This is a genomic window from Burkholderia crassaminum (assembly GCF_964265005.1).
GTDB lineage: Bacteria > Pseudomonadota > Gammaproteobacteria > Burkholderiales > Burkholderiaceae > Burkholderia.
This window is the reverse complement of sequence record NZ_OZ183800.1, coordinates 3,482,988-3,502,962: the sequence shown is the minus strand read 5'-3', so window position 1 is coordinate 3,502,962 and position 19,975 is coordinate 3,482,988. Positions and strand designations below refer to the sequence as shown.

The following is a 19,975-nucleotide window of genomic DNA, read 5'->3' as shown; positions in this document are numbered from 1 at the left end:
GCGTGCCGCCCCGCGGCAAAAAACGCGGTAATCTTGCGGAACCCGTCACTTTATTCGCGGCCGTGCGACCGAGCGCGGCCGCCTGCATTGGCATATGTCGACATCACCCGCCCGTCAGTGGGGCCTTGAAGAAATCGTCGCCGGCTTGCGCGAGTCGCGCGAGGAACTCCATCGCACGCGCCATCCGCGCGGCATCCGCGAACTGCCGTCGCGCGATGCAATCTGCAAGATTGTGACCGGCCTGCGCGCGTCGATGTTTCCGACGCATTACGGCGCACCGGATCTGACCGACGAAAGCGTCGACTTCTACGTCGGCCACACGCTCGAAAGCACATTGCGCATTCTGTCCGAACAGATCCGCCGTGCGCTGCCGTTCCTGCCCGAGCATGCGGATACGCCGTTCGCCGAGCTCGACGAACGCGCGTTCGAGATCGCGCGCGAATTCGGCCGGCAGTTGCCGGCGGTCCGCGCGCTGCTCGTCAGCGATATCCAGGCCGCCTATGCGGGCGATCCGGCCGCGCAGCACATCACCGAGATCCTGCTGTGCTACCCCGGCGTGCTGGCGATGATGCACCACCGGCTTGCGCACGCGCTGCACCAGCTTGGCGTACCGCTGCTTGCGCGATTCATCAATGAAATCGCCCACTCGGCTACCGGCATCGACATTCACCCGGGTGCGCGGATCGGCCCGAGCTTCTTCATCGACCACGGCACCGGCGTCGTGATCGGCGAGACGGCGATCATCGGCGAGCGCGTGCGCGTGTACCAGGCCGTCACGCTCGGCGCGAAAAGCTTCCCGGCCGATGGCGAAGGCGCGCTGGTCAAGGGCAACGCACGGCACCCGATCGTCGAGGACGACGTGGTGATCTACGCGGGCGCGACGATTCTCGGCCGCGTGACGATCGGGCGCGGTTCGGTGATCGGCGGCAACGTGTGGCTCACGCACAGCGTGCCGCCCGGCACGAGCGTCGCGCAGGGCAAGGTTCGCGAAGGCGGGAGCGCAGATAAGCCGTAACGCGGCGCGCGGCCACTGGCCGCCGCCACACGCGTCGGTCAGTGCTTGCCGTCGGGCGCGCGGTGCTTGTACAGCACGTCCTGGTCGACGCGGATCAGGTTCTGCCCTGCATCGACGACGAAATCCACGCCGTTGTACGCGTTGCCCGTCAGCATCAGGATCGCGCTCGCGACATCGTCGGGGCCCGCGATGCGCGCGAGCGGCGTCGAAGCGCGGCTCGCGTGCTCGAAGTCGGCCGGCGTCTGGTCGTCGCTCGGCAGCATCAGTCCGGGGAACACCGCGTTCACACGCAGCACCGGCGCGGACGACAGCGCGAGCATCTGCGTGAGGTTGCCGAGCGCGGCTTTCGCGACCGTATAGCTGAAATGGTCGCGGTGAAAGTTTTCCTTGATCTTCTGGTCGACGACATTCACGACGACGCCCTGCGTACCGGCCGCGCGGGCCCGTTCGTAGACCGCGCGCGTGAGCAGGATCGGCGCGCGGCAGTTGACCGCCCACGCCTGGTCGAATGCCGCGAGGTCGAAGCTCGGGAAATGGTCCTGCCAGAATACCGACGCATTGTTGACGAGCACGTCGAGGCGCCCGAAGCGCGCATACACCTGGTCGATCAGCGCGGTGATCTGTTCGGCGTCGGACAGGTCGGCCTGCAACGCAATCGAATCGTGCCCGCGTTCGGCGATCGCGCGGGCCGCCGCCTGCGCCGCATCGGCCGAACGGTCGTAGTGCACCGCGGTGCGATAGCCGTGCGTGGCGAAATACTCGGCGAACGCGCGCCCGGCCCGGCGCGCGGCGCCGGTCACGAGCACGACAGGCGCGTGCGCCGCTTGCTTCGTCGACTCCATTACGTATTCGTCAGGTTGACTGAAGAAGGATTCGCGACGATCGACAGGAATTCACGCCGCGTCGACGGGTCGGTGCGGAACGTGCCGAGCATGCGCGACGTCACCATCTCGACGCCCGGCTTGTGCACGCCGCGGGTCGAGATGCACTGGTGCGCGGCTTCGAGGATCACGCCGACGCCCTTCGGCTGCAGCACGTCGAACAGCGTGTCGGCGATCTGCACGGTCATCTTTTCCTGGATCTGCAGGCGCTTCGCGAACGCGTCGACGAGGCGTGCGAGCTTCGAGATGCCGACCACGCGATGGTTCGGCAGATACGCGACGTGTGCGCGGCCGATGATCGGCACCATGTGGTGCTCGCAATAGCTCTCGAAGCGGATGTCCTTCAGCACGATCATTTCGTCGTAGCCGTCGACTTCGCTGAACGTGCGCGCGAGGATGTCGCGCGGCTCCAGCGCATAACCGGCGAAGAACTGCTCATAGGCGCGCACGACGCGTGCGGGCGTGTCGAGCAGGCCTTCGCGTGCGGGATCGTCGCCGGCCCAGCGCAACAGCACGCGAACGGCGTCTTCCGCTTCTTCACGGCTCGGGCGGGATGCGGCCGGCTCGGGCCGCGCGGATTTCTTTTTAGCCATCTATCTACTCCATCGAATGCCGCCGCCGGGGCGGCGCGGAATCCGGGCATTGTTTCATGCTTTCGCAGGGCGCGTGCGCGGCCTGGCGCTCACTTCGGCCATTCGTCCTGCTCGTCGTTGAACAGCGACGCGACGACGCCACGCAGCCACGCGGTGCGCGGATCGTTGTGGTACTTGCGATGCCAGTGCTGCTTCAGGTCGAAGCGCGGCAGTGCGAGCGGCGGCTCGACGGGCACGATGAACGCATGCTCGGCCGCATACGCATAGCCGATCGCATGCGGCACCGTCGCAATCAGGTCGGTGCGGCTCAGGATGAACGGCAGGCTCATGAAGTGCGGCGTCTCGAGCACCGCGCGGCGCTGCATGCGCTGCTTCGCGAGATATTTCTCGAGCACCTCCTGGCTGCGGCCTTCGGCGCGCACCACCGCGTGCCCGCACGTGAGGAACTGTTCGACCGTAAACGGCGGCGCCTGTTCGAACGGATGGCCGCGCCGCATCAGGCAGACGAACCGGTGCGTGAACAACCGCTGCTGGAAGAAGTTGTTGCCGTCGAGGTCGGGGAAGTAGCCGACCGCGAGATCGATCGACCCGGCTTCGAGGCCACGCCCGACTTCGTCGTGCGCGAGCGAGACCGAGCGCAGGTTCGCGTGCGGCGCGCGCGTGGCGAATGCCTGCAGCAGCTTCGGCAGGAACACGATCTCGCCGACGTCCGACAGCGCGATCGAGAAGGTATGCGTGCTCGCGGCCGGGTCGAAATCGTGCGGCGCGACGAGGCCGCGCTCGATCTGCGCGAGCGCGTCTCGGGCGGCCGGCAGCAGCGCGAGCGCGCGTGGCGTCGGTTCCATCCCGCGCGACGTGCGCACGAACAGCGGATCGCCGAAATATTCGCGCAGCCGGCCGAGCGCGGTGCTCACGCGTGGCTGGCTCACGCCGAGCAGGTCGCCCGCGCGGCTCACGTTGCGCGTGTCGTCGAGCGCGACGAGGTAGGGAATCAGGTTCAGATCGAGCGTGTCCATCGCCAGGCCAGTATCTTCAAAACGTATACAACATATCTCCTGAATCGCGTTGCCGCATAGTCGGGAAAGCGCTCAAATGTGTTCCATTACTCGAACCAATGTTCAGGAGACGAACAATGCGCACCCAAGTCGCGATCATCGGCGCCGGTCCGTCCGGCCTTCTGCTTTCCCATCTGCTGCGCCTGCAAGGCGTCGATTCCATCCTCGTCGAAGCGCGTTCGCGCGAATACTGCGAGAACCGCATCCGCGCCGGCGTGCTGGAGCAGGGCACGGTCGACACGCTGAACGAAGCCGGCCTCGGCGAGCGGATGCGCCGCGAAGGGCTCGAGCATCATGGCATCGAGCTGTTGTTCTCGGGCCAGCGCCATCGCATCGACCTGTCCGCGCTCACCGGCGGGCGCGCGATCACCGTCTACAGCCAGCATGAAGTGGTGCGCGACCTGATCGCGGCCGGCGTCGAGCATGGCCACGCGATGCATTTCGAAGTGAGCGACGTCGCGCTGCACGACGTCGAAGGCGAGCATCCGTTCGTCACGTTCAAGCATGCCGACGGCCGCGAAGACCGCATCGACTGTGACTACATCGCCGGCTGCGACGGCTTCCACGGCATCGCGCGCCAGACGATTCCGGCCGAGCGGCTGAATACGTTCGAGCGCGTCTACCCGTTCGCGTGGCTCGGCATCCTCGCGGACGCGGCGCCGTCGCTCGACGAGCTCGTCTACGCGCATCACGACAACGGCTTCGCGCTGTTCTCGATGCGTTCGCCGACGGTCACGCGCCTGTACCTGCAGTGCAAGCCCGATGAAGACCTCGCCGAATGGTCCGACACGCGGATCTGGGACGAACTGCACACGCGCTTCTCGAACGACACGGGCTGGACGCCGACCGAGGGCCGGATCACGCAGAAAAGCGTCACGCCGATGCGCAGTTTCGTGTCGGAGACGATGCAGCACGGGCGCCTCTTCCTTGCCGGCGACGCCGCGCACATCGTGCCGCCGACCGGCGCGAAGGGGATGAACCTGGCGGTGGCCGACGTCCGCGCGCTGTCCCGTGCGCTCGGTGCGCGCTATCGCAACGGCGACACGACGCCGCTCGACACGTATTCCGCGACCTGCCTCGAACGCGTGTGGCGTGCCGAGCACTTCTCGTACTTCATGACGAACATGCTGCATTCGTCGCCGGAGGATTCGCCGTTCGTCAATCGCCTGAAGTTTGCCGAACTGAAGTACGTGACGCGCTCGCGGGCCGCCGCGCAGGCGCTTGCCGAAAACTACGTCGGGCTGCCGTTCGACGACGCGACGGCCCCCGAGGGAACCCGCCTTGACAACGCGCTGTGCGCGACTCTATGATCGGCTCATCGTTCGCTAATCGAATCTAGGTTCGAATAGCGAACAAAACCGGGATCGATATCGGCCCCGGCGCGGCACGCGGCACGCGCGTGTCCCCTCGACAGGCCGCGCATCGAGCCGCGGGTTCGTATCAGGAAGAGACATGGTCAACAAGATTTTCGAATCGCTTCAGTCGGCGGTGGCCGACATCCACGACGGCGCGACAATCATGATCGGCGGCTTCGGCACGGCCGGCATGCCGTCCGAGCTGATCGACGCGCTGATCGAACAGGGCGCGCGCGACCTGACGATCGTCAACAACAACGCGGGCAACGGCGAGACGGGCCTCGCGGCGCTGCTGAAGGCGAAGCAGGTGCGCAAGATCATCTGTTCGTTCCCGCGCCAGAGCGACTCGCAGGTGTTCGACGGGCTGTATCGCGCCGGCGAGATCGAGCTGGAGCTCGTGCCGCAGGGCAACCTCGCGGAGCGCATCCGCGCGGCGGGCGCCGGCATCGGCGGCTTCTTCACGCCGACGGGTTTTGGCACCAAGCTCGCGGAAGGCAAGGAAACGCGCGTGATCGACGGCAAGCAGTACGTGTTCGAGACGCCGATCCACGCCGATTTCGCGCTCGTGAAAGCGTACAAGGGCGATCGCTGGGGCAATCTCGTGTATCGCAAGACCGCGCGCAACTTCGGGCCGATCATGGCCAGCGCCGCGAAGGTCGCGATCGTGCAGGTGTCGGAAGTCGTGCCGCTCGGCGCGCTGAACCCGGAACACATCGTGACGCCGGGCATTTTCGTCCAGCGCATCGTCGAGGTGCCGCAGGCCGCGCATGCGGCCGAGCTGGCCGCCGAACACGCTGCATCGCAAGCTGCCTGACCGAGGAGACCGACATGAAACGACTGACCCGCGATGAAATGGCCAAGCGCGTCGCCCAGGACATCCCCGAAGGCGCGTACGTGAACCTCGGCATCGGCGTGCCGACGCTGGTGGCGAACCACCTCGACCCGAGCAAGGAAATCTTCCTGCACAGCGAGAACGGGCTGCTCGGCATGGGCCCCGCGCCCGCACCCGGCGAGGAAGACGACGAACTGATCAACGCCGGCAAGCAGCACGTGACGCTGCTCACCGGCGGCGCGTATTTCCACCATTCGGATTCGTTCGCGATGATGCGCGGCGGCCACCTCGACTACTGCGTGCTCGGCGCGTTCCAGGTGTCCGCGACCGGCGACCTCGCGAACTGGCACACGGGCGCACCCGATGCGATTCCGGCCGTCGGCGGCGCGATGGATCTCGCGATCGGCGCGAAGCAGGTGTTCGTGATGATGGAGCACCTGACGAAGCAGGGCGAAAGCAAGATCGTCGCGCAGTGTTCGTATCCGGTCACCGGCGTGCAATGCGTGAGCCGCATCTATACGGATCTCGCCGTGCTCGACGTGACGGCCGATGGCCTTGCGGTGAGCGAGATCTTCACCGACCTGTCGTTCGACGAACTGCAGAAGCTGACCGGCGTGCCGCTGATCGACGCGACGCAAAAGGCCGCTGCCTGAACCGCAGGCGTGCCGGCGCGTGCGCTTGCGCGCAGGCCGGCACGCTTGGGTGGACAATAGGCGCACGCCGTTTCCCCAATCTGATGCCATGCTCGAAGACAGCGCCCGCCTGACCTCCCTCATCTGCGGCACCGAGCCGCTCAACCGGATCTGGTCGCCCCGCGCGACGATCCAGCGGATGCTCGACGTCGAGGCCGCGCTCGCGCGCGCGCTCGCCGCGCAGCAGGTGATTCCCGCCGCCGCGGTCGCGCCGATCGAGCGCGCGTGCGACGCCGGCCGGCTCGACGCCGACGCGCTCGCCCACGGCGCGGCGCTCGGCGGCAATCTCGCGATTCCGCTCGTCAAGCAGCTCACCGCGCAAGTGAAGGCCGACGACCCCGAGGCCGCGAAGTTCGTGCACTGGGGGGCAACGAGCCAGGACATCATCGATACCGCCACCGTGCTGCAGCTGCGCGACACGCTCGACGTGCTCGAGCCGATGCTCGACGAAGCGTGTGCGTCGCTCGCAGCGCTCGCACGCACGCATCGCGCAACGCCGATGATCGGCCGCACGTGGCTGCAGCAGGCGCTGCCGATCACGCTCGGCCTGAAATTCGCCCAATGGCTCGATGCGCTGCTGCGCCATCGCACGCGTTTCGCCGAATTGCGTGCGCGCGTGCTCGTGCTGCAGTTCGGCGGCGCGGCCGGCACGCTCGCGAGCCTGCGCGAGCAGGCGACCGGTGTCACGGCCGCGCTGGCCGCGGACCTGAAGCTCACGGCACCGGCCGTGCCGTGGCACACGCAGCGCGACCGCATCGCGGAAGCCGCGTCCTGCTTCGGGATGCTGACGGGTACGCTCGGCAAGATCGCGCGCGACGTGTCGCTGCAGATGCAGACCGAAGTCGGCGAACTTGGCGAACCGGCCGCTGCCGGCAAGGGCGGCTCGTCGACGATGCCGCACAAGCGCAACCCGGTCGGTTGCGCGGCCGTGCTCACCGCTGCGGTGCGCGCGCCGAACCTCGTTGCGACGGTGTTCGCGGGAATGGTCCAGGAACATGAACGCGCACTCGGCGGCTGGCAAGCCGAATGGGATGCGCTGCCCGATCTCGCGCGCCTGACCGGCGGCGCGCTTGCACAGATCGCGCAGATCGTCGCGGGCCTCGACGTGAACACCGAACGCCTGGCCGCGAACCTCGACCTGACGCGCGGGCTGATTCTCGGCGAAGCGGTGATGCTCGCGCTCGGCGACAAGATCGGCCGGCTCGACGCGCATCACGTCGTCGAGCATGCGTCGAAGGAAGCCGTGCGCACGGGCGCAACGCTATTCGATGTGCTCGCCGCCGATGCGACCGTGTCGGCGCACCTGTCGCGCGACGCGCTCGCGCGGCTGCTCGATCCCGCTCATTACGTCGGCGAGGCCCAGGCCTACGTCGACGCCGTGCTCGCGTTGCACGCGGGCGCGCAATAACCAGGAGAACCTCGATGCCTTTCGCCACTGTCAACGGCGTGAAACTGCATTACCGGATCGACCGTGCCGCGCGCGACGACGCGTCGTGGCTCGTCTTCTCGAATTCGCTCGGCGCCGACCTGCAGATGTGGGCACCGCAGATCCGTCCGCTCACGCAGCACTTCAACATCCTGCGCTACGACACGCGCGGCCACGGCCATTCCGATGCATCGGCCGGTTCGTACACGATCGAGCAGCTCGCCGGCGACGTGATCGGCCTGCTCGACCACGTCGGCATCGCACGCGCGCATTTCTGCGGGATCTCGATGGGCGGGCTGACGGGTGCGGCGCTGGCCGCACGCTTCCCGTCGCGCATCGTTCGTGCGGTGCTGTCGAACACCGCCGCGAAGATCGGTTCGCCGGAAGTGTGGGCGCCGCGCGCGCAGAAGGCACGCACCGAAGGGATGGCCGCGCTCGCCGACGCCGTGCTGCCGCGCTGGTTCACGGACGCGTTCGTCGAGCGTGAGCCGCGCCTGTTCGATGCGATCCGCGACACCTTCGTGCATACCGACAAGGACGGCTATGCGGCGAACTGCGACGCGCTGAATGCAGCCGACCTGCGCGAAGAGGTGAAAGGCATCGCGCTGCCGGTGCTCGTCGTGACCGGCGCGAAGGACATGTCGACGCCGCCCGACCAGGGCCGCGCGCTCGCCGCCGCGATTCCGGGTTCGCAGCACGTCGAATTCGACGCTGCGCATATTTCGAACATCGAGTGCACCGACGGCTTCAACCGCGCGCTGCTCGATTTCCTGACCGCGTGAGGCAAAGGCGATGGACGACCAGGAACGTTATGAAGCAGGGATGAAGGTGCGTCGCGCGGTGCTCGGCGATGCACACGTCGATCGCTCGATCGAGAACCGCACCGAGGTGACCGACGAGTTCCAGAACCTGATCACGCGCTATGCATGGGGCGAGATCTGGACGCGCGACGGCCTGCCGCGCCATACGCGCAGCCTGCTGACCATCGCGATGATGGTGGCGCTCAACCGCGGCGAGGAACTGGCGCTGCACCTGCGCGCCGCGCGCAACAACGGCGTGACGCGCGACGAGATCAAGGAAGTGCTGCTGCAGACCGCGATCTATTGCGGCGTGCCGGCCGCGAATTCCGCGTTCCATCTCGCGGACAGGATTTTCAAGGAACAGGACGGGGCCGCCTAGGTGGCGGCCGTGTAGTGCGATCTTGAATCGAGGCCCGCTGACCTGATGGTTGGCGGGCCGTCGACGATGAATGAACGCGCCGGCAGAGCATCGGCGCGCGGCGCACCGGATGACCGGTGCGCGAACAAAGGCAAGACGCGGTTCCGAGGCCGCGTCGCTTATAAACATATCAGTGCTGCGTGGGGCCAGAGTAAGCGCTGAAACGCAAACTCAGGTCGACCGCGAAGCATGGGACCGGAATAAGCGCTAAAGCGCAAACTCCGGTCGACCGCGCAGCATGGGATCCAAGTAAGCGCTGAAGCGCAAACTTGGATCCGCACAGGAGACTAGCGATGAATCGCGCACCCGTGGTCGATGTCCAGACCTTCATCAACGAGCAGCCGTTCGGCGGTTTTCAATGGCTCGTGTTCCTCATGTGTTTCGTGATCGTGCTGCTCGACGGCTTCGATACGGCCGCGATCGGCTTTATCGCGCCGTCGCTGCTCGGCGAATGGAACCTCACCAAGCCCGATCTCGCACCGGTGCTGAGCGCCGCGCTGTTCGGCCTCGCGTGCGGTGCGCTCGTGTCGGGCCCGCTGTCCGACCGGCTCGGGCGCCGCTCGCTGCTGCTCGGCTCGGTATTCCTGTTCGGCGTCGCATGCCTGATGTCCGCATTCTCGACGACCATCGGGCATCTGACGATCCTGCGTTTCATCACCGGCGTCGGGCTGGGCGCGGCGATGCCGAACGCGGTCACGATGATGGGCGAGTTCTGCCCGGACAAGCGCCGCGCGACCGTGATCAACCTGATGTTCTGCGGCTTCCCGCTCGGCGCAGCGTTCGGCGGTTTCCTGGCCGCGTGGATGATTCCGCATTTCGGCTGGCGCAGCGTGCTGATCCTCGGCGGCGTGACGCCGCTCCTGCTCGGTGTGCTGTTGCTGCTGAAGATGCCGGAATCGGTGCGCTTCATGGTCGCCAACGGCCATGCTGTCGACAAGATCCGCGAAACGCTCGCGCGCATCTCGCGCGATGCGCTGAACGCCGGCTCGTTCGCGATGACCGAAGCCGCGCCGCAGACCGGCAGCAAGGGCCTCGGCGTCGTGCTTTCGCGCTCGTACATCGTCGGTTCGGTGATGCTGTGGATCGCGTACTTCATGGGGCTCGTGATCTTCTACGCGTCGATCAACTGGATGCCGATCCTGCTGAAGGATGCGGGGCTGACGCCGAAGAGCGCGACGCTGATCTCCGCGCTGTTCCCGCTCGGCGGCGTGGGCGCGGTGCTGTGCGGCGTGCTGATGGACCGCTTCAACGCGAACCGCGTGATCGCCGTGTGCTACGCGCTGACGGCGGTGAGCGTCTATGCGATCGGGCAGGCGGCCGGCAACGTCGGGCTGCTCGTGCTGGCCGTGTTCGTGGCCGGCGTGCTGATGAACACCGCGCAATCGTCGATGCCGGCGCTCGCCGCCGCGTTCTATCCGACCGAGGGGCGCGGCACGGGTGTCGCGTGGATGCTCGGCGTCGGCCGCTTCGGCGGGATTGCGGGATCGTTCCTCGTCGCCGAACTGACGCGCCGGCATTTCTCGTTCGCGGGCGTGTTCGCGACGATCGCCGTCGCGGGCTTGCTCGCGTGTATCGCGCTGCTGATCAAGCAGATGGCGCGGCCGCATGGCGTGACGCAGCAGGCAGGCAAGATCGAATCGCTCGGCCATTGAGCGAAGCGCGGGCCGGTGCGATGCGCCGGCCCGCCGATGCGGCGGCCATCGGGCCGCCGGCTATTCTTCCGCGTCGTGTTGCTTCACGAAGTTGCGCAGATACGCGTGCAGCGCGGCCTCCCGGCTGCGATGATCGGCGAGGTTCGCGGCGCCCATGTCTTCCTCTTCGCCGAACATCGTCGGCGGCGCGCAGTAGGTGCCGATCTCGATGTCTTCGCGCAGCACGCGAATCTCGTGCGTGAGCGGGTGATACTCGGCGATCCAGTGCATCCCCTCGATGTGGTCGCCCACCCTCAGCAGTGGTTTCATCGGCACTCTCCCGGCAGCAGCGGCGCAACCGGCGAAGCGGTTGCGCGCGCCCGTACCGAAAGGGTACGCCTGCATCGCATGAATCTCAACGGGCGCGCTGTGAGCGCTCACTGCGCCAGCAAGTGCGCGATGAGGGGGTACAGCGACAGGATCAGCAGCACGGCCATCGTCACGTTGAAGATGCGCAGCGCGCGGCGATTTGACAGGAAGCGGCGCAGGCCGAGCCCGAACGCGGCCCACAGGCTGATGCACGGGAAGCCGATCAGGATGAACACGACGGCCATCCACGCGGCGTTCATCCCGTAGTCGGCGGACAGGCGGATCGTCGTCGCGGCGGTCAGCACCATCATCCATGCCTTCGGATTGATCCACTGGAAAGCGGCGGCCTCGATGAACGTCATCGGCCGCGGCTTGCCGCCGTGCGCCTTCACTTCGCCCGACGTACCGATGCGCCACGCGAGGTACAGCAGGTACGCGACGCTCGCGGCTTCGAGGATCGTGTAGAGCAGCGGCAGGCGCTTGAATACTTCGCCGAGGCCGAAGCCGACGCAAAGCATCAGGATCGCGACGCCGATGCTGATGCCGAACAGGTGCGGCATGGTGCGGCGGAACCCGAAATTGACGCCGGATGCGAGCAGCATCGTGTTGTTCGGGCCGGGCGTGATCGTTGTGACGAGCGCAAACAGCATGCCGGCGGGCAGCGCGCTCAGGGTGAGGAATTCCATCGCGGATTCTCCATTCTGTTCTGGACTGGGATGGAGGTCAGTTTAGCGACGGTTTTCTGTACAGTACCGGTACAGTTTGATTGACGATTGCCGGTACGGGGATGCGGGGCGGGATGGTTGCTGCGGGGCTAGTTGTTGTCTCTCGGAAAAGACGTCCGCGGTCTCGATAAGTTGTCTTTGAATAAAAGACGGCGTCCGACCCGTTCGGGGTGAGATCTGACTCGCTCTGCGAGACTCTGTGAGTCAATATTTGGCAGTGTGGGATTTTGACGCGTTGTTAGATCGACATCATCGTGTCGTTGTTGTCGCACTGAGGGTACTCAACCGCCACTTCACTTCGAACGCTTATCGGCAGAGGCAGGAGCCGGGAAGTGCGAACGGCAAACGCTTAAGCTATGCAAGACGTAACTCTGCCGGGCCTCCTGCAGCTGCGTTCGTCTTAAGTGGCATGCCTGCGATGATATGAGCCACATATTGGCCATCCCGCCGACTGAGCTGGAAATCGTGCTTAGCGCGCCAATGCGGTTTGAGGAGCATCTCATGTGGCATCGTGATAGTTAGGTAAATTCGCAGCCGCTAAAGACGCTGTGTCCAAAAGACTAAGAGACGCGTGGTGCGGGGATTCCGTCACACTCGACTTTTTGGAGGCGCAAGCTGCCGGCAACCAGGACATGGTCGAACTGATGCGGCTATCCGCCAGCAACTTTTCGAGTTTGCCACCGCCGTCGAGCCGACCGAGCACGGTTTCGCTCGGCTGCTTTTCCCATCGCCCCGTCAGACCGGCGTCATGCTCGTGCCAACCGCTTCCCCATTTCATTTCTTCGAGGCAGTAGTACGCACCGACGTGTTCAGCGATCAAGCCTGTGTATTTCGTGTCGAGCATCTTCGATACGGCAACGTGCCCCCACGCGCACCCAAGAATGGAGGCGCGGAGGTAGGCAATCCCGTGCACTCGCAGCCCAACGTTGAGACGCCGGCTCAGGCTGCTGAAGCGAATTAAGTGCGCAGTGCTACCTGGCCGGAATTGATACTGAAACCTGTGCTGCAAGCAAGGCGTTCAGTCGGCAAGGGGGTGCCGCGCCAAACTTGTTGCACCAGCAACGGATCGTTTCGCATGTGACCACGACACCACGCTCGAGCAGCAACTCCTCGATGTCCCGCAGGTTCAGGTTGAACCGGAAATACCAGCGAATCGCACAGCTAATGACGATAGCCGGGAAGCGGTGGCCATGATAAAGCGATTTTGTCCTCTTTATTGTTTCATTTTTCCGCCCTATCGCCGCCTCCAACTTGACGCTGCGAAAATAAGCGCATAGCGCGTTATATTGCAGATAGAAATTTATTTTCATGCAAATTAGGTTGAAGTATTAGTGAGCGATTTCTAGAATCAGTCTTAATACAAGGTGTGAAGACGCCGCTTTTTTCGGCATTTCACGGGGGCGCACAATGAAAGCGGCTTGCATCGCTCGATGGGCAGTGTTGATGCTTGTGGCCAGCGAACCCGCGCTGGCGCAATTGGCCGCGCAGCCTTTTCTTCCGCCGCCAAAGCTGGCAGAGAAGGGGCCGCTGGAAGCGCCGACAATCGAGAAGCAATCCTCTGCGACGACGTGCAATCCTTCGGGCGATATCACTCGTGACGGGCAGACCGTCACGCTGAACCTGCGCGTCGAGAAGCGAGAAAACAAGATCTACAACCCCGGCAATCCCAACGGAGCGGAGGATCGCGTCAGGCTGCGGTCGTATGGCGGCTGCCTTTCCGGCCCGCTGCTTGAACTGAAACCCGGCAACACGCTGCGGGTGAATCTTGACAACCGGCTGGACAAGAATGACCCGAGCTGTCCTGGCGGGCACGATCCGGCGGGCGGGAAGCCAGGCTGCTTCAACACGATCAACATGCATTTCCACGGACTGCATGTATCGCCTGCCGGAAACAGCGACAATGTCCTGCTCAACATCGGCCCGCAAACAAAATTCGAATACGAGATCAACATCCCGTCCGATCATCCATCGGGCACCTTCTGGTACCACGCGCACCGCCACGGCTCAACTGCGCTACAAGTCGCGAGCGGAGCGGCAGGGCCGCTGATCGTGCGCGGCAATCGGCGCTACGTCGGTGCAGCACCGGGAGACATCGATACAATCCTGCACGACGCCTCGGGACGGCCGATCCCCGAGCAAATCTTCCTCTTCCAACAGATTCCGTACGCCTGCTTCGACGACAAAGGCGAAATCATCCAGGCGAAAGGCCAATGGTTATGTCCGGCTGGAAAGGTCGGTGTCGTTGAAGACTTCAACAAGCAACTCTCTTCGTCAACCGTATGGGACGACAGCGGCCGGTTCACAAGCATCAACGGCGTCGTCCAGCCGACGCTACGTAACGTAGCCGCTGGGGAAATTCAGCGCTGGCGCTTCATCCATGCAGGCATCCACGACACGATCAACTTGCAGATCGTGCCTATGGCCACCAATACGCCCGAGTCCCGGGCGGCACTCGCGGGCGTACTGGCGGGTTCGCGCAAGGAGCAGCTGGCCGCGATCGCGGCACTTTGCCCGGTGCTTGTGCCGGACACGAGCAAGCCTGTCGATCTGGTGCCACAGTTTGAAATCGCATCAGATGGCCTGACCCGTAAGGCCATACGCGCGATCGGCGTCGACAAGAAAAGCGTGAGCGGCGGCATCGGCAGCAATTTCCTGCAGCCGGGCTATCGCAGCGACGTGTTGATCGCGTTCCCGCGGCCAGGTGTCTATTGCATCCTGAACCAGGCTGCAACGCGCGCGGAGCGCGCCAACGCTGGCTCCCATGGCGGCCAAGGGCCAAACGAGACGCAGCTGCTTGCAACGGTGGTCGTGTCGGACGGCAAGCCTGTGGTGACTGGCGATCTCAAGACCTATGTCCAGCAGGCTCTCTACGACGGGAACAAGGCCGACAAATCGCTTCCACCCGCGGCCTTGAATGGACTGCTGGCTGGTGACTTGACACCCTGGCGTGCCATGGACGACCTCAAGAATGTGGCTGTCAACCCCGCTATGCAGAAGGTCGATTTCTTCATCGGCTATCCGCCCTCCCCGCCAGCGCCGCCTGTCACGCCACCCGCCAAGCCGGGTGAGCCCTGGACTGGCCCGTTCGGTTTCTACATCAACGACAAGGCGTACGATCCAGACCGCGTCGACTTCACGCGCCAAGTGGGCACCACGGACGACTGGGTGCTCACCTCGCAGGGCGAACCGCACATCTTCCATATTCATGTCAACCCGTTCGAGGTGATGGATGTCCGCCACGCGCCGCGAGGTGCGCAGCCCAAGAGCATCTTCGGTCCGAACGGAGAGTGCCTGGTTCCACCCAACGAAAACGGTCTGCAAAACCAGTATTGCGGGATGTGGCACGTCTTCAAGGACACCGTCTTCGTGCAGAACGACTACCAGGTGCTTGTGCGCACACGCTACGACCGTTACATCGGCGAGTTCGTTATCCACTGCCATATCCTCGATCACGAAGACGGCGGGATGATGACCAACATCCGCATTGTTCCGGATGCAACGGCCCCCGGCGGCGGCATCGGCATGGTTGGCATGAATCACGCGAACCACAACCATCCGACCGGCGACTTCCCCTAAGCCCGCGTCGGGGCTTCCACACACCGTGGCTTGGCGACACCACCGCTCATGCGTGCGGTGCTGATTGGCCTGCACCTCGATTTTTCTTTCGTCGAAATACCCCAAGGAGATATACATGGTATCCAGCCTGGCAGCTTCAGTCGTCGCCAATCCCACCTGGTATGGACCGCTTCCCGTATAAGTTGATGGGCAACCCCACCATCGAGGTAAATATCCCGCTGGAGACGGACTAACGGACCCGGCGCGTCTTCACAACAGGCGCCGCAGTGAGCCCTTCCCGGAGTGACCTGGAGGTACGCCATGACGCAAGAGCATCCGCCGTTCCACATCACGATCCCGATCTATCCCGGTGTTGACCTGCTGGACGTGGCCGCGCCGGTCGAGTTGTTCAGTTGGATGGCCGAAATCTGGACCACGCGGGCGACGACGATCACCCTGGCTGCGGAGCACCTGTCTCCGCTCAAAACTCGCGATGGCCTGACCCTCACGCCACAGCGCCGATTTGCCGACTACGCTGAGCCTGAATCCCAAACCCACTTGCTATGGGTACCAGGTGGGAATCCGAGTGCCCTGCAGCAGTTGATGCAAGGTGGCCCGTATCTGGACTTCCTGAAGGTGCAGAGCGCTGGCGCCGACTATGTCTCGTCCGTATGCGAGGGTGCCATGCTGCTCGCCGCCGCAGGTCTGCTCGATAACTATTGGGCGACCACGCATTGGGCGTTTATCCCTTGCCTCGGCCAATTCCCCGCGATCAAGGTAGCCGAAGGCTTCCCCCGCTATGTCATCGATGGCAACCGGATCACCGGCGGTGGCATTTCGTCAGGACTGGACGAGGCGTTGGCCATCGTAGAGTGTGTCGCAGGATCGGATGTCGCCAAGGAGGTCCAGATGACCACGCAATATTTCCCGCAACCGCCTTTCCAGCAAACCATCGTTCCGGCCACGCACTGCCCGCTCGATCCGTGATGCCGATGGCGACGTGCCTTGTTGACCTTCGTGGCACGGACTTTACCTCTGCCGCGTCGCTGGTACGACGGCTGTCGATCGACTGCGTCGATCGCGATTTCTGGATCAAGACTTCACCTGAGGAGCTGGCACTTCTCATGGACGCGATCGAGGTATCACTAGTGCTTCGGTCCGCACTTATCTGGCGCCAGATGCATTTGTGATTCGCGAGCCAACCCTCACGCTGCAACGGCACGTGAATACGGCGATAGCCGTAGCGGCGCTTTTGTGCTCGCAATGGCGATCATCCGGTCGGTTACCCCGACGCAGATGGGCAATCTTCCCAAGGACGACTTTTCTGAGAATTCCCGTGCCCAAGGACACTTTTTCTGAGACGGGCGCCATGCAGTAGTCTCAGAAAAGATGTCCAAGTCCTTGATTTATCGAGGGTGCCAAAGACATCTTTTCCGAGAGCCCACAGTTGTTGGTTCTCACAAAAGATGTCCGCAGTCTCGATATGTTGTCTTTGAATAAAAGGCGACATTTCAGGGGTTGTGTCCCCCTGCACTCCGCGTTTAGCACGATGACAGTGTAGAGACCGTTCCAGAGTGAACCGCAATGAAAAGGCGATTCAACGAAGAACAAATCATCGGCATCTTGAAGGAAGCCGAGGCTGCGCGCCCCGTTGAACAGGCCGCCGCGCGCACTGCGCGTCGCCTGGTCGTGGGATGGGACCGAGAAAAAAGCGCTGACTGGCGGCGGCCACGCCCAAGTTGATGACGGTAGTGTTGCTTGAGGGGATCGTGCCGATCATGGCCCTGATGTGAGATAGCGCTTGCATGGCCGTGGTATAGGGCGCATTCTCGTGAGGTTCGATGTGCGCGACCGATGGTTTTGCTTCGACTCCATACGCTTCCCCTTGTCCGCACAGCTAAGCCGAAAGCTCACCACGACGATTCCGCGCGCGAACGTCGAAGCTGCGAACTTCACGCGTCAACCGAGCCTCCCTTTGGGGTTCGATCCGGCAGTTCCGTGCGCGAGAGATGCCGTCTGCGGCAAGCCCGCGGGTCGTCGTCCGGTCCTCGTATAGGGCGAGCGACGACGAAATTCAGTCAACGCGACGGTCCTGAAACTTGAAATGCATTTCTGGGGAACCGGCATGCCTAAGCAAACTGAACTGAAGCCAGCCACGCCCGCCGCGCACAGCGATTACGTTGACATGAAAAAGGCGCGTGCGTCGGCACTGAAGCGCGCGGACAGTGAGCGTGCCGAGAAGCGGCGCGAAAATGACGCCCGCATCAATGTCAACGCGAGCAAGTGGCGTTATATCTGTCAGGAGGGTTAGATGGGGAATAGCGCCATGACACTCAACTTTCCCAATCCTAGTCGCACCTACGACGCTTCCAGGCACTGTGTATGCTTCTGGGGCTACGACAATTCTCGCGAGATTACCTTTCTGGTCGACGATGCGATGCTGGCGAAACTGAACGCCGACATGGGTTCTGGCGAGCCCGCCTTGCTTGCGGCCTTCGACCGTAATCGCGACCGGATTCTGGGGCTTGCCAGGGACCTTTACAAGGGTGGCCCCCAGAACCGGTACACGATCTCGTGAAAGTGGCCCTCGTTTGCGCACGCACCCCACGTGCGCCTTCTTCCTGACCTGCACTGGCCACGTGTGCGGGTATTCCGGGCTGAGGGGGCATGGATCGGTCAAAGCGTGCGCTGCTTGATTATCACGAACGCAGCAAGCACCGTCTCAACTTCTATGCTCCTGGCCCTGGGGGGCTCGACTGGACAACCCAGCCGGATCCGTTCCGGGTATTTCACGGGGCGCCGCGCGTTGCTCTGCCGTTAGCCGCAGACACCCTGGCCGCGCGCTACAACGCGTTACGCCGCGGCACCCTGCCGCCCGCGCAGAGATTCGATCTATCCAATCTGGCAATCCTGTTCGAACTCTCGCTCGGCTTGTCGGCGTGGAAATCCAGTGGCGCCAAGCGGTGGGCACTGCGCTGCAACCCTTCGAGCGGAAATCTGCATCCGACAGAGGGATATCTTCTCTGTCCGGCTCTGCCCGGCTTGTCCGCAGGCGTCTACCACTACCTGAGCCGGGATCATGCGCTTGAACATCGCGCTGCGGTGGACGAGCCACAATGGACCGAGGCGTTTTCGGCAAGTGGTGTCCTGGTCGGCATAAGCTCGATCCATTGGCGCGAGGCGTGGAAATACGGCATGCGCGCCTGGCGCTACTGCCAGCAGGATTGCGGCCATGTCATCGCTGCGATGAGTTACGCAGCCGCAGCGCTCGGCTGGCAGACGCGGTTGATGGAGTCTGCTGCGGATGATGCAGTGGCCGGCTTGCTTGGAGTGGACCGCCACGAGGATTTCAAGGATGCCGAAATGGAGTCGCCGGATCTTTTGCTCTGGATCGGGAATCCCGACACGCGGCCCGATCTCGAGCGCATGCTGATCGCTTTGGACAGGGCACAGTGGCACGGACGCGCCAATCAACTCAGTTCGGGGCATGTGATGTGGCCGGACATCGATTCGATTCATTGCGCCACACACAAGACCCATACTCGCGAACCACCCTCGCCGCCGGACCCTGGGCAGTGTTCAGCGCCGGCGACGCCAGGCCTCGATCTCAGCTTCGCCCGAATCGCCAGACAGCGTCGCAGCGCTGTCAATTTCGATGGCACGACGCGCATCAGCGACGCGGCTTTTCTCGGCATGCTGGCGTGCCTGCTGGCACATCCCGATACGCCGCCTTGGAATGCGTTGATGTCTCCTGCCGCAGTGCATGCGGCGCTATTGGTGCACCGCGTCGACGGCCTGGAGCCGGGCCTCTATATGCTCGTACGAACGCCGGGCGCACTGCCGGATCTCAAGCGATCTCTGCGTCCAGAATGGCTGTGGCTAAAGACCGGGCCGGACGATCTGCCGCTCTATCTTCTACTGCCTTACGATTTGCGCGCGGCGGCAAAGTTGATTTGCTGCCACCAGGATATCGGGGCTGATTCCTGCTTTGCGCTTGGGATGATCGCGAGATTCGAAATCGCGTTGAAGCAACCATGGCGTTATCGACATCTGTTCTGGGAATGCGGCATGCTTGGCCAGGCGCTCTATCTCGAAGCAGAAGCCGCCGGTGTGCGCGCGACGGGGATCGGCTGCTTTTTCGATGATGAAATGCACGCATTGCTCGGCGTGAAGGATCATGTCTGGCAATCCCTGTATCACTTCACCGTCGGTGGCGCGGTGGACGATCCACGCCTGTCGGCATTTCCGCCGTACGAGATTCAGCCATGATGGGAAAGCCCACGCATCGATCCTGGCGGGAGAATATCCGCAAGGATTGCTCGCTGCCCGGACATCGAACGTCATTTCGATGAAGTGAACGCCATGACGCGTGCACAGTGAGCGGCGGGCATAGTGGTCCGATGTCGCCATCGTCCTTGCCAGCTTCCTGGTCGACCTGTGCGGATTTGACCGGTTCCGTTCGATTTCACGCAGAGTACCAGGATGATTGAACACGCGCAGAAAGTCATCCTGGACGATTTCACATCGAGAGCAGTACGGTCTCGCGCTCTAAGGCGCCAAGATCCTCGCGCAACGTCTGCTTCGCGAGGTCGAGTCGTAAGCCGATGACTCTTCGCGTCATCGGGTCG

Annotated in this window: 19 protein-coding genes and 1 pseudogene; 13 read left to right on the top strand and 7 right to left on the bottom strand. The window is 63.7% G+C overall.

The genetic code is table 11. The annotated features are described in order from the left end of the window. Positions 1-94 precede the first annotated feature (94 nt). Complete coding sequence (gene epsC / locus ACPTTF_RS32815; protein WP_166955669.1) at positions 95-1,015, top strand: serine O-acetyltransferase EpsC; 921 nt, start codon at positions 95-97, stop codon at positions 1,013-1,015. A 38-nt stretch (positions 1,016-1,053) separates the two neighbouring features. Here the strand turns inward: epsC and ACPTTF_RS32810 are convergent, their stop codons facing one another. The 3 genes from ACPTTF_RS32810 to ACPTTF_RS32800 all read right to left on the bottom strand — a co-directional run bounded on the left by ACPTTF_RS32810 (position 1,054) and on the right by ACPTTF_RS32800 (position 3,505). Continuing rightward, positions 1,054-1,857, bottom strand: a complete 804-nt coding sequence (locus ACPTTF_RS32810; RefSeq protein WP_423369781.1) for an SDR family oxidoreductase — start codon at positions 1,855-1,857, stop codon at positions 1,054-1,056. Continuing rightward, positions 1,857-2,489 (bottom strand): GTP cyclohydrolase I FolE, encoded by a 633-nt coding sequence (folE, locus tag ACPTTF_RS32805; RefSeq protein WP_059523505.1) that lies wholly within the window; start codon positions 2,487-2,489, stop codon positions 1,857-1,859. Before folE ends, ACPTTF_RS32810 begins: the two co-directional genes overlap by 1 nt. Before the next feature lie 89 nt (positions 2,490-2,578). Further along, positions 2,579-3,505 carry a LysR family transcriptional regulator gene (locus ACPTTF_RS32800; RefSeq protein ID WP_059523507.1) on the bottom strand — a complete coding sequence of 309 codons (927 nt, stop codon included), beginning with the start codon at positions 3,503-3,505 and terminating at the stop codon, positions 2,579-2,581. Positions 3,506-3,621: 116 nt separating this feature from the next. On the opposite strand from ACPTTF_RS32800, the gene pobA reads away from it, so the two are divergent. From pobA to ACPTTF_RS32765, 7 genes are all read left to right on the top strand, one after another. Then, complete coding sequence (gene pobA, locus ACPTTF_RS32795) at positions 3,622-4,854, top strand: 4-hydroxybenzoate 3-monooxygenase (protein ID WP_423369780.1); 1,233 nt, start codon at positions 3,622-3,624, stop codon at positions 4,852-4,854. 142 nt (positions 4,855-4,996) lie between these two features. Then, positions 4,997-5,713, top strand: coding sequence for a 3-oxoacid CoA-transferase subunit A (locus ACPTTF_RS32790; protein ID WP_166955666.1), 717 nt, complete (start codon positions 4,997-4,999; stop codon positions 5,711-5,713). A 14-nt stretch (positions 5,714-5,727) separates the two neighbouring features. Then, positions 5,728-6,384: a CoA transferase subunit B gene (locus tag ACPTTF_RS32785; RefSeq protein WP_124456744.1), complete on the top strand. Its 657-nt coding sequence runs from the start codon at positions 5,728-5,730 to the stop codon at positions 6,382-6,384. Between the two features lie 88 nt (positions 6,385-6,472). Next, a complete protein-coding gene (locus ACPTTF_RS32780; protein ID WP_423369779.1) occupies positions 6,473-7,831 on the top strand; it encodes a 3-carboxy-cis,cis-muconate cycloisomerase in 1,359 nt (452 codons plus the stop codon). 14 nt (positions 7,832-7,845) lie between these two features. Beyond that, positions 7,846-8,631 (top strand): 3-oxoadipate enol-lactonase, encoded by a 786-nt coding sequence (gene pcaD / locus ACPTTF_RS32775; RefSeq protein ID WP_423369778.1) that lies wholly within the window; start codon positions 7,846-7,848, stop codon positions 8,629-8,631. 10 nt (positions 8,632-8,641) lie between these two features. Then, positions 8,642-9,028: a 4-carboxymuconolactone decarboxylase gene (gene pcaC / locus ACPTTF_RS32770; protein WP_166955661.1), complete on the top strand. Its 387-nt coding sequence runs from the start codon at positions 8,642-8,644 to the stop codon at positions 9,026-9,028. A gap of 332 nt (positions 9,029-9,360) precedes the next feature. Continuing rightward, the gene (locus ACPTTF_RS32765; protein WP_423369777.1) at positions 9,361-10,719 is read left to right on the top strand and encodes an MFS transporter; all 1,359 of its coding nucleotides are present in this window, start codon (positions 9,361-9,363) and stop codon (positions 10,717-10,719) included. Between the two features lie 60 nt (positions 10,720-10,779). Here the strand turns inward: ACPTTF_RS32765 and ACPTTF_RS32760 are convergent, their stop codons facing one another. The 4 genes and pseudogenes from ACPTTF_RS32760 to ACPTTF_RS32745 all read right to left on the bottom strand — a co-directional run. Continuing rightward, entirely contained in the window at positions 10,780-11,028 is a 249-nt protein-coding gene (locus ACPTTF_RS32760) for a hypothetical protein (RefSeq protein WP_166955657.1), read from the bottom strand. A 107-nt stretch (positions 11,029-11,135) separates the two neighbouring features. Further along, complete coding sequence (locus ACPTTF_RS32755; protein ID WP_423369776.1) at positions 11,136-11,753, bottom strand: LysE family translocator; 618 nt, start codon at positions 11,751-11,753, stop codon at positions 11,136-11,138. 538 nt (positions 11,754-12,291) lie between these two features. Continuing rightward, complete coding sequence (locus ACPTTF_RS32750; protein WP_423369775.1) at positions 12,292-12,636, bottom strand: hypothetical protein; 345 nt, start codon at positions 12,634-12,636, stop codon at positions 12,292-12,294. Between the two features lie 190 nt (positions 12,637-12,826). Beyond that, positions 12,827-12,964: pseudogene (locus tag ACPTTF_RS32745) on the bottom strand (IS6 family transposase); the annotation flags it as partial. A gap of 271 nt (positions 12,965-13,235) precedes the next feature. Between ACPTTF_RS32745 and ACPTTF_RS32740 the strand changes: the two are divergent. The 5 genes from ACPTTF_RS32740 to ACPTTF_RS32720 all read left to right on the top strand — a co-directional run bounded on the left by ACPTTF_RS32740 (position 13,236) and on the right by ACPTTF_RS32720 (position 19,616). Next, positions 13,236-15,368 carry a multicopper oxidase family protein gene (locus ACPTTF_RS32740; RefSeq protein WP_423369927.1) on the top strand — a complete coding sequence of 711 codons (2,133 nt, stop codon included), beginning with the start codon at positions 13,236-13,238 and terminating at the stop codon, positions 15,366-15,368. A gap of 300 nt (positions 15,369-15,668) precedes the next feature. Then, the gene (locus tag ACPTTF_RS32735; protein WP_031397192.1) at positions 15,669-16,334 is read left to right on the top strand and encodes a DJ-1/PfpI family protein; all 666 of its coding nucleotides are present in this window, start codon (positions 15,669-15,671) and stop codon (positions 16,332-16,334) included. A gap of 1,138 nt (positions 16,335-17,472) precedes the next feature. Then, entirely contained in the window at positions 17,473-17,658 is a 186-nt protein-coding gene (locus tag ACPTTF_RS32730) for a hypothetical protein (RefSeq protein ID WP_423369774.1), read from the top strand. Then, positions 17,659-17,925 (top strand): DUF1488 domain-containing protein, encoded by a 267-nt coding sequence (locus tag ACPTTF_RS32725; protein WP_166955649.1) that lies wholly within the window; start codon positions 17,659-17,661, stop codon positions 17,923-17,925. 89 nt (positions 17,926-18,014) lie between these two features. Continuing rightward, a complete protein-coding gene (locus tag ACPTTF_RS32720) occupies positions 18,015-19,616 on the top strand; it encodes a SagB/ThcOx family dehydrogenase (protein WP_423369773.1) in 1,602 nt (533 codons plus the stop codon). Positions 19,617-19,975 lie beyond the last annotated feature (359 nt).

Excerpts from the sequence above, each read along its gene's own strand:
- ACPTTF_RS32765 (WP_423369777.1), top strand. The coding sequence starts at position 9,361 with ATGAATCGCGCACCCGTGGTCGATGTCCAGACCTTCATCAACGAGCAG.
- ACPTTF_RS32720 (WP_423369773.1), top strand. The coding sequence starts at position 18,015 with ATGGATCGGTCAAAGCGTGCGCTGCTTGATTATCACGAACGCAGCAAG.
- ACPTTF_RS32780 (WP_423369779.1), top strand. The coding sequence starts at position 6,473 with ATGCTCGAAGACAGCGCCCGCCTGACCTCCCTCATCTGCGGCACCGAG.
- ACPTTF_RS32790 (WP_166955666.1), top strand. The coding sequence starts at position 4,997 with ATGGTCAACAAGATTTTCGAATCGCTTCAGTCGGCGGTGGCCGACATC.
- ACPTTF_RS32800 (WP_059523507.1), bottom strand. The coding sequence starts at position 3,505 with ATGGACACGCTCGATCTGAACCTGATTCCCTACCTCGTCGCGCTCGAC.
- ACPTTF_RS32735 (WP_031397192.1), top strand. The coding sequence starts at position 15,669 with ATGACGCAAGAGCATCCGCCGTTCCACATCACGATCCCGATCTATCCC.
- ACPTTF_RS32755 (WP_423369776.1), bottom strand. The coding sequence starts at position 11,753 with ATGGAATTCCTCACCCTGAGCGCGCTGCCCGCCGGCATGCTGTTTGCG.
- ACPTTF_RS32750 (WP_423369775.1), bottom strand. The coding sequence starts at position 12,636 with ATGCTCGACACGAAATACACAGGCTTGATCGCTGAACACGTCGGTGCG.
- ACPTTF_RS32760 (WP_166955657.1), bottom strand. The coding sequence starts at position 11,028 with ATGAAACCACTGCTGAGGGTGGGCGACCACATCGAGGGGATGCACTGG.
- ACPTTF_RS32810 (WP_423369781.1), bottom strand. The coding sequence starts at position 1,857 with ATGGAGTCGACGAAGCAAGCGGCGCACGCGCCTGTCGTGCTCGTGACC.
- ACPTTF_RS32785 (WP_124456744.1), top strand. The coding sequence starts at position 5,728 with ATGAAACGACTGACCCGCGATGAAATGGCCAAGCGCGTCGCCCAGGAC.
- pcaD (WP_423369778.1), top strand. The coding sequence starts at position 7,846 with ATGCCTTTCGCCACTGTCAACGGCGTGAAACTGCATTACCGGATCGAC.
- pobA (WP_423369780.1), top strand. The coding sequence starts at position 3,622 with ATGCGCACCCAAGTCGCGATCATCGGCGCCGGTCCGTCCGGCCTTCTG.
- ACPTTF_RS32725 (WP_166955649.1), top strand. The coding sequence starts at position 17,659 with ATGGGGAATAGCGCCATGACACTCAACTTTCCCAATCCTAGTCGCACC.
- pcaC (WP_166955661.1), top strand. The coding sequence starts at position 8,642 with ATGGACGACCAGGAACGTTATGAAGCAGGGATGAAGGTGCGTCGCGCG.
- ACPTTF_RS32730 (WP_423369774.1), top strand. The coding sequence starts at position 17,473 with ATGCCTAAGCAAACTGAACTGAAGCCAGCCACGCCCGCCGCGCACAGC.
- epsC (WP_166955669.1), top strand. The coding sequence starts at position 95 with ATGTCGACATCACCCGCCCGTCAGTGGGGCCTTGAAGAAATCGTCGCC.
- folE (WP_059523505.1), bottom strand. The coding sequence starts at position 2,489 with ATGGCTAAAAAGAAATCCGCGCGGCCCGAGCCGGCCGCATCCCGCCCG.
- ACPTTF_RS32740 (WP_423369927.1), top strand. The coding sequence starts at position 13,236 with ATGCTTGTGGCCAGCGAACCCGCGCTGGCGCAATTGGCCGCGCAGCCT.